Here is a 14,686-nt window from a genome sequence, read left to right on the forward strand (position 1 = left end):
CAATCGACACAGTCATCGCAACTCCCCAAAACTCGAGGTGTTGCGAGGACCGTTAGAACCCGCATCTCTCGCGGGGCCCTCTCGTCGTTCAGCCGTTGTGGCCGTGGATCACTCTGCCTCGGGCTTGACCTTGGCCGGATCGAGCGGGAAGCCCGGGCCCATGGTCGAGGAGACGGTGATCTTCTTGATGTAGCGGCCCTTCGAGGAGGCTGGCTTGAGGCGGAGGACCTCGTCGAGCGCGGCGAAGTAGTTCTGCTCGAGCTGCTCCTGCGAGAACGACGCCTTGCCAATGATGAAGTGCAGGTTGGCGTGCCGGTCGACGCGGAACTCGATCTTGCCGCCCTTGATGTCGGAGACGGCCTTGGCCACGTCCGGCGTCACGGTGCCCGTCTTCGGGTTCGGCATGAGACCACGCGGGCCGAGAACGCGGCCCAGGCGGCCGACCTTGCCCATGAGGTCGGGGGTGGCGACGACGGCGTCGAAGTCGAGGTATCCCTTCATGACCTTGTCGATCAACTCGTCGGAGCCGACCTCGTCGGCGCCGGCGGCCTCGGCGGCGGCGGCCTTCTCACCGGTGGCGAAGACGAGGACCCGAGCCGTCTTGCCAGTGCCGTTGGGAAGGTTGACCGTGCCGCGGACCATCTGGTCGGCCTTGCGGGGGTCGACGCCGAGTCGCATCGCGACGTCGATCGTCTCGTCGAACTTCTTGGATGCGCCCTCCTTGACCGCGGCGAATGCCTCGGCGGGGACGTAGAGGGTGTCGGCCTCGCGCTTCTCGGCGGCCGCGCGGTAACTCTTGCTGCGCTGCATGTCTGACTCCTGTGCTCAGTGTGATGTGTGTGTCAGTCGTGGTGCGCACCAGCGCGGTGCTCCCACGTGTCGGGCTGGTTACTGGATGGGACCATGCCCTGGGTTCGAGGGGTCACCCCCCGATGTGGGCGTCAGCTCACTCGACGGTGATGCCCATCGAACGGGCGGTGCCCTCAACGATCTTCATGGCGGCCTCGACGTCGTTGGCGTTGAGGTCGGGCATCTTGGTCTCGGCGATCTCCTTGACCTGGTCCTTCGAGATCTTGCCGACCTTCTCCTTGTGGGGAACGCCGGAACCGGACTTCACGCCGGCGGCCTTCTTGATGAGTTCCGCGGCCGGCGGGGTCTTGGTGATGAACGAGAACGTGCGGTCCTCGTAGATCGTGATCTCGACTGGGACGACGTTCCCACGCATGGCTTCGGTAGCAGCGTTGTACTGCTTGCAGAAGTCCATGATGTTGACGCCGTGCGGGCCGAGGGCGGTGCCCACGGGGGGCGCCGGGGTGGCCGAGCCGGCCTGGAGGGCGACCTTGACGAGCGCCGCTACCTTCTTCTTGGGAGGCATGTTCGGGTCCTCATTGGTTCAGCGGCCGTACGCGTCTCGCACGGCCTGGTGTGGATTGCAGGCCCCGCGTACGCAAGGGCCAAGCAGTGATTATCCGCCGTGGGCGCACCCACGACAAATCAGGCCTCTCCGCATGGGCGGGGGAGGCAGCTGTCAGACGACCTTCTCGACCTGCGAGAAGGTGAGGTCGACAGGCGTCTCGCGGCCGAGGATCTCCACCATCGCCCTGATGCGCTGGCTGTTGGCGTTGATCTCGGTGATCGAGGCGTGGACACCGGCGAAGGGGCCGTCGGTGATCATCACCGAGTCGCCCGCCTTGAAGTCGGCGACCTCGATCTTCTTCTTGCGGCCGGCCTTGGGCTTGCCCGCGGCGGCGGCCTCGGCGTTGGCCGCGGCGATGACCGAGGGCGTCAGCATCTTCTCGACCTCCTCGAGGCTTAGCGGCACCGGCGAGGTGGCGTGGCCGACGAAGCCCGTCACCGACGGGGTGTGGCGCACGGTGGCCCACGACTCGTCGGTGAGGTCCATGCACACCAGCACGTAGCCGGGGAGCACGGTGCGCGTCACGTTCTTCTTGTTGCCGTTGCGGATCTCGGTGACCTCTTCGGTCGGCACGCGGACCTCGAAGATGTAGTCCTCCATGTTCAGCGACTGCGCGCGCTGCTCGAGGTTCTGCTTCACACGCTTCTCCATGCCGGAGTAGGTGTGCACCACATACCAGTCACCAGGCTTGGCGCGCAGCTCGGCGCGGAGCTCCTCGAGGCGCTTCTCGACCAGATCGGCCTGATCGTCGCCCTCGGCGGTCACCTCGTCGTCGGACTCGTCCTCGCCGCCCAGATCACCCAGGGTGATGTCGTTCTCGGCGGGCTCGTCCTCGTCGTCGTCACCGAACGACAGATCGATGTCGTCATCCTCGTCGGCGGCCGGGGCCTCGTCGGCCTCGTCACCGAACGAGAGCTCGATGTCGTCGTCGGCCTCGGCGTCGTCGTCGAAGGACAGCTGGACGTCGGGCTCGTCGGCCGAGTCCGGGGAATCGGGCGAGTCCGGGGAATCGGGCGAGTCCGGGGAATCGGCCGAGTCCGGCGAATCGGGCGAGTCGACCGACTGGTCGCTCGAGTGACCCGGCAGGACGGGGTCGCGCTCGTCGACGGGCTCGTTGTCGAATTCAGTCACGGGTATTGCCTCCAGTGCTAGCGGTCATCAGCCGAAGATCTTGAGCAGCGCCCAGCCGAAGGCCAGATCCAGAAGGCTGACGAACGCGATGATGAACATGACGAACACGAGCACCACCACGAAGTATTGCTGGACCTGATTGGCGGTGGGCCACACGACCTTGCGGAGCTCGCCGACGGACTCGCCAACGAACTTGCCGGGCGTTGTCCGGGTCTCGGCCTGGGCCTCGGCCTTCTTACGCGGGGCGGTGGGGCGGTCCTTGCGGGCTGGCGTGCGGCGCCCCGGGCGCGTGGCGACCGCTGATCCGGCGGACTCGTCCTCGGCGTCGAGCTCGGCGAGCTCGGCTTTGGTGGGCTCGGCTTTGGTGGGCTCGGCGTCGGCCGTGTCAACGCCCGCCGGACGGCGGCGGGTCGGCCGCGTGGACCGCGGGCGGCGCTGCGCAGTGGAGCCCGGGGAGACCGTGGGCTCATCCGCCGCCTCGTCGGTGGCGCGGTCGAGCTTGGCCTCATTGATGTCGTCGGTCGAGGGATCGTCGACGTAGGCGTCGTCCGGGGTGTCCTCGGGATCGTCGATCGGCGTCTCGTCGCTCAGCTCGGGGGCATCGGCGTCGCTCGCGTGGCCGTCGACGGGGTCGTCATCGGCAAGCTCGGCACCGGAAGGGAGCGGGGTCGACTCGTCCGACTCGTGGTAGGAATCGGAGTGCTTGTCGTCAGCCACAGGTGGTCCTTCGTTGTCGGCGCCTCGGTCCTTCGGTCGCCGCCAGAGCGGCTTGCTGCTGCGCAGGTTGTCTGCGTCGCACGGCAAGAGGGACTTGAACCCCCAACCTTCGGTTTTGGAGACCGATGCTCTGCCAATTGAGCTATTGCCGTCCGGTGGCCATCGTGGGCACGCCCACATCAGGTGCCAGCCACCAAGACGATGAGTGTACGCACAAACCCCGCGACGGGCAAAGCGGGAGATGGCCGCACGGGCCGCGCGGGAACCTTCTCGTTGAAACCGGCGTCACACGAACATGCTGATCAACTTCACCGTTGCGGTTCTGATCGTCCTGCTCCACGTGATCGCCCTGGCCGGCGTACAGGGCTTCACCCGGCCGGCCGCCGCACGCGCCCGCCGCCGCTGACCGACCGCGGCCCGACAGGGCGATCCTGTGGTGGGTGAGACGGTTGCGTGGTAGAAACGACGCCGTACTTCCCCCCGGCCACAGGAAGCAGAGTGAACGCCCCATTCGGCAGCTCCCGCGAACCCGAGACCCTCGACGGGTTCTCGGGTTGGCAGGAGATCGGCCGGGGCGGTGACGCCACTGTCTACAAGGCGACCCAGGACGCGCTCCAGCGCGACGTCGCCATCAAGGTGCTGACCGTCGAGGACGAGGAGTCCGTCCGCCGGTTCACCCGCGAGGTCCAGCTGATGGTCTCACTCGGCCGCCAGCACCCCAACATCGCCAACGTCCTGCAGATTGGCACGTCGAGCCACGGCCGGCCCTGCATCGTCATGGACTTCTTCGAGCTCGGCTCGCTCGACCAGCGCCTCGCCCGTTATGGCCAGCTGCCCGCGGACGAGGTGGTCCAGGTCGGAACCCTGATCGCCGACGCCCTCGCGTTCGCCCACGCCCGTGGCGTCCTCCACCGCGACGTCAAGCCCCAGAACATCCTGGTCATGCCGACGTCCTACGTGCTGTCCGACTTCGGCATCGCCCGCCTGATCGACTCGGCCCACACGGCGTCCACCGACCGGTTCTCCTACCGCCACGCGTCGCCCCAGGTGCTCGAGGGAGCACCCCCCTCGGAGTCGGACGACATCTTCTCGCTGGGCGCCACCTTGTTCCACCTGCTCGACGGCAAGCCCCCGTTCACGCTGCTGGGCGACGAGCCCGACTCGGCCCTGGCGTACATCAAGCGCGCCCAGACCCTCGCCCCGCGCCGGATCCGCCGCAACGACCTCCCCCCGGGGCTCGTCGCCATCATCGACCGCGCCCTCCAGAAGGACCCGAGCCAGCGGTTCGCGTCCGCCGCCGAGATGCGCGACGCCCTGTCCGACGTCCGCACCGAGACGCGGGCCTGGTCGGGCGACGGCGCACCGAGGCCGAACGTGCCCGTGCCGCAGCTCTCCACACCCACCGGGTCCCACACCTGGGGCGGTGTACCGGGCCAGACCCGCGACCCCGCCGACTTCACCTCGATGCGGCTCATGGACAACGGCACCTACACCTCCGGCCGCAGCGCTCAGACGGCGCAGTCGGCCTACTCCGCGCGCTCTGCCGCCTCGGCGTCCGCGCCGCCGCAGCACGAGCAGGACGAGGACGAGCCGAAGGGCATGCCGCTGCTGGCCTTCGGCCTCGCCGGCATAACCGTGGGGGTGATCGTCGTGGTGATCATGCAGTTCATGCCCAATCCCCCGTGGTCTCGGTCGGATCCCACCCCGGGACCGACGACGGCCAGCCCCACGAAGTCCCCGACGAACGCGGCGTACGACCCGAACTACCAGCCCCGCAACCTGCGGATCAAGGACAACGGGACGTCGGTCGACCTGGAGTGGGACCTGCCGGTCAAGACGCCGGCGTCCTATGCGATCTCGTCGGCCTCGTCCCGCAGCCAGACCGCCTCCCCGGCGGGCGCCGCCGCTGGCACGGACCGGGCCAAGCGGATCCAGGCCGACCCCAAGGCCAAGCCTCTGTGCTTCGTCGTGACGGGCGTCTCGAACGACATGCGCCTGGGCCCGTCGGAACGCAAGTGCATCCGCGAGTGACTCACCGCCGCCAGAACACCACCGGGCTGAGCAACCACACCAACCGGCGCCACCAGCTCGCCCCACGCCGCAGCTCGCGCGAGGTCAACACCGCGTCGTCCCACACGTCCGGCGCGGGTGCTCCGCCGGCCGGGCCGAAGGACTCCCGCTCAGCCGCCTCGGCGACCTTCATCGCTGACGTGATGCCGCTCTCCCCCGCGGTGAGCGGCGCGGGCTCGCTGGGTCGCGTACGCCGTCCCCCGAGTCTCAACGCGTCGCGCACATGCTCCCAGGCGCCGAGGGCGCCGGCGCGGCGCTGACGGCCAGTGCGCGCCGCACGGGCAACCGCCAGACCACCCACCAGCAGGGTGAGCAGGCCCGCGGGGACGATCAGCCACCACGGGATGTCGTCGGGGTCGTCGTCGTTGTCGTCGGGTCGCGGCTGCGGGGACGGGCTCGGGGTCGGGCTCGGGCTGGGTTTCGTGGACGGCAGCGTCCTGGGCGCCTCCTGGCGGGGGGCCGAGACCTCCTCCACCTGGGGCGTCGGGTTGAACGGGACCCAGCCGAAGCCCTCGAAGTAGATCTCGGGCCACGCGAGGGCGTCGCGCCCCTTCACCGAGTAGGTGCCCGTGGCCTCGTCGAGCGGGGTCCCCCGGCCGAACCCCACGACGAGGCGGGTCGGCATGCCCAGCGAGCGGGCCAGGAGCGTGAATGATGCGGCGAACTGCTCGGAGGTGCCCATGCGCCCACCCTTGTCGGGCGTGGCGAACAGGAACTGGTCGAGCCGTCCGATCGACGTGCCCGAGGTCGAGCGCGGGGAGTAGTAGCGATCCTTCTTGAGCGCCACCTCGAGGCGCTGGGCCTGCTCGAGGTAGGTGCTGGCACCGGCGGTGACGTCCTTGGCGTACGTCGTGAACGACTCCGGCAGCTCGGGAAGCTCGGTGTACCGCCCCTGGGGGCCGACGTTGGCCGCAGCGATCTCGTGCATGCGAGGGACGTCGATGGTGCCCGTGACCGTGTAGCTGAAGACGCCCGACGGGAACCTGGGGATCAGCAGGCTGCCCGTCTCGGGGTCGTGCTGGGCATCCGGCACCGACACCTTCTGGGGCATGCCAGGGGCCGGCAGCCAGCGAGACATCGGCTGCCACGTCACGGTGACGGTCTGGTCGACCTGGTAGCGACCGCCGGGCAGGCTCGGACGTACGGCGCTGCCCATGGGGACGTACTGGCTGGTGGAGTAGAAGCCGCGCCCGTCGTACTCGGGAAGCACGGCGAGATGGAGCGCGAAGGTGTCACCGTGGCGCCGCATGATCTCGGCGTCAGGGTCGGCGGCCCACTGCGACAACCACTGCAGCGGGTTCGGCTCCTCGCTGGGCTTCACCTCGGGCCGCACCGCCTGGCGCGGTTGGTATGGCGTGCCCAGGGGCACGAAGCCGATCGCGAGCGCGATCGCGCCGAGGAGCGCCGCAGCCCCGAGGCCGGGGACCGGCTCGCCGCGACGACGACCCCACATCGCCCAGTGGACGAGGACCACGGCCACCAGAGCGAGCGAGATGAGGCCGAACATGTCGGAGCCGCCCGCGGTCAGCAGGTCGGCGACCACGAGGAGTCCGGCCCCCGAGACGAGCGGCTCGGCCCAGAAATCCTTGCGCTGCAGACCGATGCCGAGCAGAGCGCCGGCCGCCCACATGACCACCAGGCCGGGCAGCAGCAGGGTCAAGGTCACCGGGGCGGGGAACGTGCCCGTCAGCAACATCGGCAGCGGCCTCGTGATGGACTCGACCACACCCATGCCGATCGACCGGCCCACGCCGATCATCATCAGCAGCGGCGCTGCGAGCGCCACCAGCACGCTCACGAAGAACGCGGCCCCGAGACGGCGGAGGAACCCCATGAGCACGAGCCCGCCGACCCCCATCACCACGAATGGGAACATGGCGAGCCAGCCCTGCCAGGCCGACCGCAGCGCGGTCGCACCGAGCACCAGGACCGCCACCGACACGAGCAGCCTGCCGGCCGCGTCGGGGGCCGTAGTCAACATCGCCAGAAGGCGCCGGGTGAAGGCCGGCTCAGAGTGGTCCACGACGGCACTCATCCGACGGCTCGATCCCACAGACGGGACAGGTCGATGGAGCGCGGGCCGCGCAGCACCGTGGCCGACCCGCGCGACGGCGGGGACATCGAGGAGGTGTGGTCGACGATGAGCAGGACGCCCATCGCCGCGCGCGACGTCCAGTCCTCCAGCTGCGGCAGCCCGGCCTCCGAGCCGGAGATCACGGCCACGGTGTCGAGGGCACGCGCCGGAGGCCGCACATGGTGCGGCTCGGCCGTCGGCTGGACCTCGGCCAGGGCTGCATACAGCTCCTGGGCCTCGACCTCTGCCGCACCGACCCGCGAGCCGACCGAGACATCGATCGCACCCGAGGTCGACATCAGGTGGACGGGCTGGTTCTGGCGCAGGGCCGCGCGACACAGCGCGTTGGCGACCTCGACGGCATCCTCGAAATCGGTGTCGGTGGCGCCGTGGTCGGCGTAGTGCTGGGCGACGTCGTCGAGGACAACCGCCAGATGGGGCGTGGCGGGCTCGGCGTCGTCGCGAACCATCAGGATGCCTGTACGTGCCGAGGTCGCCCAATGGAGACGCCGCAGGTCGTCGCCGGGCACGTATTCGTGGAGGCCGACGAGGTCGGTGCCGCCGGTGTCCATCGACTCGTCCGCGCCCACGGCCGATCGCCGCCGACCCGTGCTCTGGGCGCGGGCGGGCACGAACCGCGGCAGCACACGTACTTGGGTGATGTCACCCTGCTCGGTCGTGCGCGCCGCAAGCCCGAACGTGCCCGCCACTTCGATCGTCAGGGGGCCGACCTCCATGAGCCCACGCCGCAGCGTCGGCACGCGATAGGTGACCGCCTCGTGACCCACCGGCATGGCCACGCGCTGGCGGCCGACACGGTCACGGACGAGCGTTCGCACCATGAACGGCAGGCGGCCGGTGACCTCGACCGTGGCGGTGCAGTCGGCGTGCCGCTCGACCACGATCGGCGAGACCTCACGCCGGGCGCTCACGCGGACGCGCCGGGAGACAAGCACCATCTCCAGCACCAGCGCCAGCAGCAGTGCCACGGCGATGCCCACCAGGGTCGAGTAGTGCCACCACAGCCCCAGGGCAAGGAGCGACAGGCCCACGACGAGGGCGCCGATCCCACGGGGTGTCAGGATCCACAGGACGGGGCGTACGCCCTGTTCCTCCCGCGTCGCCGTGGGTGTCGCGACCCGGGGTGCCTCGACGGTCGCGGACAAGGTCAGCGCTCTCCCGGCTGGGGCACCTCGACGCGCTGGAGCAGGTCGCCGATGATGCGCTCCCCCGACTCCCCGACGAGATCGGCGTCACGCGTGGGGATCACGCGGTGGGCCAGCACCGGCACGGCCAGAGCCTGGACGTCGGACGGGATGACGAAGTTGCGCCCCTGGGCCGCCGCGTGCACCTGGCAGGCCCGTACGAGTGCGCGCAGACCACGCGTGGAGGCGCCGAGACGCAGGCGCGGGTCGTTGCGGGCCATGTCGCCGAGGCGGTGGACGTAGCGCAGGATCGGATCGGCGATATGGATCTGTTGCAGCGCCTGCTGGAGCCCGGCGATGTGGTCGGGAGACGTGATGGGCTGGATGTCGGAGGTGCGGCCCGCCGTGGAACCGGGCCGCAGGATCGCCATCTCGTGCTCGGCGGCCGGGTATCCGATCGCGACCCGGACGAGGAATCGGTCGAGCTGGGCCTCGGGCAGGCGGTAGGTGCCGTCAAGGTCGACCGGGTTCTGGGTGGCGACCACGAGGAAGGGCGACGGCACCTGGTGTCCGACACCGTCGACGGTGACCGTGCGCTCCTCCATGACCTCGAGCAGCGCCGACTGGGTCTTGGCCGCCGCACGGTTGATCTCGTCGGCCAGCAGCACGTTCGTGAACACCGGGCCGGGCCGGAACCGCACCTGGCCGTCCCCCGGGTTGAACACAGAGGTTCCCGTCACGTCGGCCGGCAGCAGGTCGGGCGTGAACTGGATGCGGCGCGAGTCACCGCCGAGCGCCCGGGCGAGCGCCCGGGCGAGCGTCGTCTTGCCGGTCCCCGGCACGTCCTCCAGCAGCACGTGGCCACCGGCGAACATCGAGACCAGCACCAGGTCGATCACCTCCCGCTTGCCGTGGAGGGCGGACTCGACCGCATCACCGAGACGACGGTGGAGTAGGCGGAATCCGGCGATCGCCTGGTCGGGCAGCGCAGGGGCATCGACCATCGTTGCGGGGCTCCTCGGGGGGGACGGGACGGGGCTGGGGCGGAGGCTACCGCGTCGAGGTTCAGGGGGCCTGGATCTGTCCCGACGCCTCGGTGGACTTTCCGTCCTTCCACCCGACGACGCGGATGTTGACGTAGGAACCGGGCTCGGGCTTCGCCCCGCAGCCCACCGCGGCGGAGCGGGCCCCGCTCGACACGCTCACCTTGTAGGTGCCGTTGCACCACGCGGTGAAGGAGTCCACGGGAGCTCCCGAGTAGGACCACTTGATGTTCGCCGTCGTGCCGGACCAGGTGCCGCTGACACCCGACACCTTGCCCAGGGTGGTCGCCGTGGGAGTCGGCTTCTTGGACGTCGACGGGGGCTTGGTGGTGGTGGGGCGGGTCGTGGTGGGCCTGGGAGTCGTGGTCGACCCGACGGTGACCGACGTCGAGGCCGACTTCGTGGCACCCGCAGCGTTCTTGCCCGTCACCGTGACCGTCTTCGTGCCCGCAGACACACCGGTCACGCTCGCCGACTTCGTCGAACCCGTCACCGTGACCGACTTGCCACCCACCGACACCGAATAGCTCGTGGCACCCGTACCTCTCCACGTCACCGTCACCGTCGAACCCGACGCCGACGCACGCACGTTCGACACCGCCACCGGAGCAGAGCTCGCCGTCGGCGTCTTCGACACCGACGGACGCGTCGTCGTCGGCGGCTTCGACGTCGTCGGCGGCTTCGACGTGGTCGGCGGCTTCGACGTCGTCGCCGGACGCGTCGTGGACGGAGCCGTCGTGGTCGGCGGCTTCGACGTCGTCGCCGGACGCGACGTGGACGGAGCCGGCGGTCGCGTGGTGGGCGGCACCGATGTCGTGGGAGCGGTCGGACGCGGCGACTCGGACGGCCGCGGCCCGATCGTCCCCGGAACCGTGGTTCTCGGCGGACCGATGGTCGGGTCAGGCCGGCCGGTCGTCGGGCCGTCGCTCGGACGCGGACCGGTCGGCGGCAGGACCGTCGGCCCGGTGGTCGGGGGGACCGTCGGGCCGGTGGGCACAACAGTCGGGTCGTTGGTGGGCTGCGGAACCGTCGGGTCGTTGGTGGGCTGCGGGACCGTCGGACCATCCGTCGGCTGCGGAACCGTCGGACCATCCGTCGGCTGCGGAACCGTCGGGTCGTTGGTGGGCTGCGGGACCGTCGGACCATCCGTCGGCCGACCCGGATCCGTCGGCTGCGGCCCCGGAACCGACGGCAACGGACCCTCCGACCGACGCGGCTCACCAGGCTCAGACGGCTGCGGATCAACAGGCCGAGCAGGAACCGGCGGCTGCGGCTGCGGCTGCTCCGGCTGACCCGGCTGCGAAGGACGCGGACCCGACGACGGACGCGGATCATCACTGATACGACCCGGCACCGCCGGAGCAGGAGCAGGAGCAGGCTGCGGACGCTGCACCACCTGGAAATCCTCAGCCCGATCAGGCTCAGCCTCAGTCACCACCGTCTGCTGGCGACTACCCCCCGCAGAAACCACCTCGTTACGACCCGACACCGAATCGGTATTGATCGAGCCACCACCAGTGCCCTCAGCACGACCACCACCAGGCAGATCAGGCAACTGCGCCACCGGCCCGTCCGGACCAACAACCGCCTGATCCCCACTACTCAGATCACGAACACCCGGCGGCGCAGAACGATCGAACGGCTTCGCCTCACCCGAACGATCAACCTCGACACCACGATCCGAACCCGGCACATTGAAGATCAACCGACCCTCATCCGAAACCGGCTCAGCATCCCCACCGCGCGGCGTCTCGATCACCCCAGCAGGACGACCCCCACGATCCAACCGAAGAACCTTGCCCTCACCCTGACAAACCACAAAGACCTGATCATTGAAAACCGTCGGACTCACCGGCCGCGCGCAACCCAACTCACGCGTCGACACCTCACGAACCCGACCTGTATCAACAAGAACGACTCGACCCGCACCGGTCACCGCACCCGGCACAAAGTCAGACGGAGCAGCCGTCGCAGGATCAACACCCACCAGACCAGCATCACGCCGATACGACTCCACCGGCGTCCCCACCTGCGCAATCACACCCGCCTGCGACCCAAAAATAGTCACACCCTCCTTGTGCGGAGTCAGCTGCGCATCAGACCCCACACCCTCAACCACCTTCGAACGACCCACCTCAAAACGCTGCCCGGCCTCAGACCAACGCAACGCCTTCACAGTCCCCGAAAGATCAACCACCCACACAGTCCCCGACTCGTCCACCGCCACATCGACGATCCCACCAGGAACCACAAAAGAATCACCCACAGCAGAAGCCGCCACCGGCTCCACCAACGACACACGACCCTCACCCAGCTCAGCAACGAACATCCGCCCGCCACCCATGACCACCTTCACCCGGCCACCCTCACGAGTGCCACCCCGAGTCATCGTCGTCATATCAATCGTGGTGACCTGACCAGTCCGCTCATCAGTGATCGCCACCATGCCGTTGTCCTGCGACACCTTGAACTTCTCACCCGGCGCCGCAACCTTGAAAGCCTGCTCCACCCGACGCGTCGCCGGGTTGTAGACCAACAACTCACCCTTCGACACATCCGCCAACCACGTCACACCATCAGTCACACCAATAGCCGTCGACGCAACGCCCGTCCCCAACATCACACCAGCAACACCCAACGCCACCGCAGACAACGCCGACGCATTCGCCACAGTCTGACGCTTCGGGGACTTACGGAACGAACGTGCCAATCGAGTACTCACACGATCTCCTGGGCTAGAAGAGGGTTCGACTCATGATGACACCGGACGGAGTCACCGCAAAGCGGCACGTTCCGTCCGGGATCGGCTCAGCCGGGGCGACGGGCCTTCGCGTACACCTCGGCGAGGTCCTCGGCCGTGACGATGCGTACCTCGGCCGCGCGGCGACCGATGGCGAAGCGGACGTTCTGGACGCGCTTCGAACCGGCGCCGGCGGCGAAGGGGTCGTCGCGGGGGCCGAACGCGATGCGAGAGATCGTACGGATGGAGTCGTCCACACGCTGGGGGCGGTCCAGATTCCAGGCGTACCCGTGCCAGCCGAGGACGCGCTCGTAGATCTCACGGTTCGACGGCGGGCGCGGGTAGGAGTCGTCACCGACGAGCCAGGGCTCGGCGAGCGCCAGCGCGACGAACCACTCCTTTGTGCCCTTGGCGAGGTTCGGCGCCGGCGCCGTCATGTCCTCCGAGTCCTCGGCCTGCGGGGTGTAGGTCGACGTCGAACCGGTCGCCTGGACGTTCACCTCGAGGGTCAGGTCGTCGAACTGGTTGGGCGCCGCGCCCTGGCGGCCGCGCAGGACCGTGATGGCGTTCTCACCCTCGTCGAGGAGCGCGGTCATGCCCTTGACCAGCGTCACGCGTCGTGCGCCACCGGGCGCCTCGAACAGCGAGGCCAGTTGGGCCTCGGTGGAGCCGTGCCAGCGCAGGCGCACGATGTCTTCCCCCACGACCAGCTCGCCGAGGATGCGGGACGTGTGGGGCGTGCTCTGGTCGAGCGCCATCGTGGTGACCTGGAGGGTCGAGTCGGGCTCCTCCTCGGGGAGGGTGGCGTGCGGGGCACGACCGAAGACGAGGGTCTCGCGCGACCCGAGGACAACGGCGGGCTGGCCGGCGGCACGCAATTCGACGCGAAGCACTGGGACCTCCTAGAGGGACGTGTACGCGCGCTCACGTTAGCGCCTCCCGGGGTCGCGGTGCGGGTCGGCTGATCAGTGCCTCCGCCCCGCGTGTGACCTCCTTCACAGGTGGGCCCACCTGACGCTACTGTTCGACGCATGACGAACATCGCTGTTTGGCTGACCGAGCGCGCCCATGAGGCGCCCGAGTCCATCGCCGTGAAGCAGGGCGAGGTCTCGCTCACCTATGCCGCGCTCGACCACCTCGCAGGGTGCGTCGCCTCCCTTCTGCAGGAAAAGGGGGTACGCGCGGGCGACCGCGTGGCTCTCACGATGCCCAACGTGGCCTACTTCCCCGCGATCTACTACGGCATCCTGCGCCTCGGTGCGGTAGTCGTGCCGATGAATCCGCTGCTGAAGGCGCGCGAGGTCGCGTACACGTGGAACGACGCGGAGGTGAAGCTGGCCGTCGTGTTCGCCATGTTCGCCGAGGAGGCCACTGCCGCCGCGCAGGAGACCGGCACCGAGGTCGTCGTGGTCACGCCGGGCGAGTTCGAGCGCGAGGTCGGCGTACGCCAGCCCGTGAGCGAGGTCGTCGACCGTGACGACGACGACACGGTCGTGGTGTTCTACACCTCCGGGACGACCGGCCAACCCAAGGGCGCGGAGCTGATGCAGCGCAACATCCGCTCCAACGTGATGACGACGCTGGAGACGCTGTTCGACATCAACCCCGACGACGTGGTGTTCGGCGGCCTGCCCCTGTTCCACTCGTTCGGCCAGACGTGCGCCATGAACGCCTGCTTCGCCGCTGGCGCGACCCTCGACCTGCTCCCCCGCTTCGACGGCGCCGAGGCGCTGCAGATGATCCAGGACGACAAGGTCACGATCTTCATGGGCGTGCCGACCATGTACATGGGCCTCCTCAACGTGCCCGACAAGGAGAAATACGACACCTCCACGCTGCGCTTGGGCGTCTCGGGCGGCGCGTCCCTGCCCGTAGAGGTCCTGCACGCGGTCGAGAAGACTTTCAACTTCCGACTGCTGGAGGGCTACGGCCTGTCGGAGACGTCGCCGGCCGCCTCATTCAACCACCCCGACCGCCCGTCGAAGCCCGGCTCGGTCGGGCAGCCGCTGCGCGGCGTCGAGTTCTGCCTCATGAACATGGACGGCAACATCATCGAGGAGACCGACACCATCGGCGAGATCTGCGTCCGCGGCGAGTGCGTCATGAAGGGCTACCTCACCAAGCCCGAGGCCACCGCGGAGGCCATGCGTGGCGGCTGGTTCCACACCGGCGACCTCGGTACGCGTGACTCCGACGGCTTCTACTACATCGTCGACCGCAAGAAGGACATGATCAACCGCAACGGTTTCAACGTGTATCCACGTGAGATCGAGGAGATCATCGGCTCATCCCAAAGCAGGGTGGGTTCTGAATCCGCCGGTCTCGAGTAGGCATCGGGCGATGTAGTTG

13 protein-coding genes and 1 tRNA gene are annotated in these 14,686 nt (G+C 68.8%); 4 read left to right on the plus strand and 10 right to left on the minus strand.

The features are described from left to right. Positions 1 to 108: 108 nt before the first annotated feature. The 5 genes from rplA to ACYVGD_RS13755 all read right to left on the minus strand — a co-directional run bounded on the left by rplA (position 109) and on the right by ACYVGD_RS13755 (position 3,417). Positions 109 to 810, minus strand: a complete 702-nt coding sequence (rplA, locus tag ACYVGD_RS13735) for a 50S ribosomal protein L1 (RefSeq protein ID WP_460744341.1) — start codon at positions 808 to 810, stop codon at positions 109 to 111. A gap of 136 nt (positions 811 to 946) precedes the next feature. After that, a complete protein-coding gene (rplK, locus tag ACYVGD_RS13740) occupies positions 947 to 1,375 on the minus strand; it encodes a 50S ribosomal protein L11 (RefSeq protein ID WP_460744342.1) in 429 nt (142 codons plus the stop codon). A gap of 153 nt (positions 1,376 to 1,528) precedes the next feature. Further along, positions 1,529 to 2,374 (minus strand): transcription termination/antitermination protein NusG, encoded by an 846-nt coding sequence (gene nusG, locus ACYVGD_RS13745; RefSeq protein WP_460744353.1) that lies wholly within the window; start codon positions 2,372 to 2,374, stop codon positions 1,529 to 1,531. 201 nt (positions 2,375 to 2,575) lie between these two features. Continuing rightward, entirely contained in the window at positions 2,576 to 3,265 is a 690-nt protein-coding gene (gene secE / locus ACYVGD_RS13750; RefSeq protein WP_460744343.1) for a preprotein translocase subunit SecE, read from the minus strand. Between the two features lie 79 nt (positions 3,266 to 3,344). Further along, positions 3,345 to 3,417: transfer RNA gene (locus ACYVGD_RS13755), tRNA-Trp, on the minus strand. Positions 3,418 to 3,763: 346 nt separating this feature from the next. Between ACYVGD_RS13755 and ACYVGD_RS13760 the strand changes: the two genes are divergently transcribed. Next, the gene (locus ACYVGD_RS13760) at positions 3,764 to 5,296 is read left to right on the plus strand and encodes a serine/threonine-protein kinase (protein ID WP_460744344.1); all 1,533 of its coding nucleotides are present in this window, start codon (positions 3,764 to 3,766) and stop codon (positions 5,294 to 5,296) included. Between the two features lies 1 nt (position 5,297). Here the strand turns inward: ACYVGD_RS13760 and ACYVGD_RS13765 are convergent, their stop codons facing one another. From ACYVGD_RS13765 to ACYVGD_RS13780, 4 genes are all read right to left on the minus strand, one after another. After that, positions 5,298 to 7,358 carry a DUF3488 and transglutaminase-like domain-containing protein gene (locus tag ACYVGD_RS13765; RefSeq protein ID WP_460744345.1) on the minus strand — a complete coding sequence of 687 codons (2,061 nt, stop codon included), beginning with the start codon at positions 7,356 to 7,358 and terminating at the stop codon, positions 5,298 to 5,300. A gap of 8 nt (positions 7,359 to 7,366) precedes the next feature. After that, positions 7,367 to 8,575, minus strand: coding sequence for a DUF58 domain-containing protein (locus ACYVGD_RS13770; protein WP_460744346.1), 1,209 nt, complete (start codon positions 8,573 to 8,575; stop codon positions 7,367 to 7,369). A 2-nt stretch (positions 8,576 to 8,577) separates the two neighbouring features. Then, on the minus strand, positions 8,578 to 9,558 hold the full coding sequence (locus ACYVGD_RS13775) for an AAA family ATPase (RefSeq protein WP_460744347.1): 981 nt from the start codon (positions 9,556 to 9,558) through the stop codon (positions 8,578 to 8,580). A gap of 61 nt (positions 9,559 to 9,619) precedes the next feature. Beyond that, a complete protein-coding gene (locus ACYVGD_RS13780) occupies positions 9,620 to 9,799 on the minus strand; it encodes a hypothetical protein (protein ID WP_460744348.1) in 180 nt (59 codons plus the stop codon). Between the two features lie 25 nt (positions 9,800 to 9,824). Between ACYVGD_RS13780 and ACYVGD_RS13785 the strand changes: the two genes are divergently transcribed. Beyond that, on the plus strand, positions 9,825 to 10,124 hold the full coding sequence (locus ACYVGD_RS13785; RefSeq protein WP_460744349.1) for a hypothetical protein: 300 nt from the start codon (positions 9,825 to 9,827) through the stop codon (positions 10,122 to 10,124). A 3-nt stretch (positions 10,125 to 10,127) separates the two neighbouring features. Next, positions 10,128 to 10,889 (plus strand): hypothetical protein, encoded by a 762-nt coding sequence (locus ACYVGD_RS13790; protein WP_460744350.1) that lies wholly within the window; start codon positions 10,128 to 10,130, stop codon positions 10,887 to 10,889. Between the two features lie 1,516 nt (positions 10,890 to 12,405). Here ACYVGD_RS13790 and ACYVGD_RS13795 read toward each other — a convergent pair. Beyond that, positions 12,406 to 13,230 carry a hypothetical protein gene (locus tag ACYVGD_RS13795; RefSeq protein ID WP_460744351.1) on the minus strand — a complete coding sequence of 275 codons (825 nt, stop codon included), beginning with the start codon at positions 13,228 to 13,230 and terminating at the stop codon, positions 12,406 to 12,408. A gap of 138 nt (positions 13,231 to 13,368) precedes the next feature. On the opposite strand from ACYVGD_RS13795, the gene ACYVGD_RS13800 reads away from it, so the two are divergent. Further along, entirely contained in the window at positions 13,369 to 14,667 is a 1,299-nt protein-coding gene (locus ACYVGD_RS13800) for an AMP-binding protein (protein WP_460744352.1), read from the plus strand. Positions 14,668 to 14,686: the final 19 nt, after the last annotated feature.

This window comes from Mariniluteicoccus endophyticus, assembly GCF_054780035.1.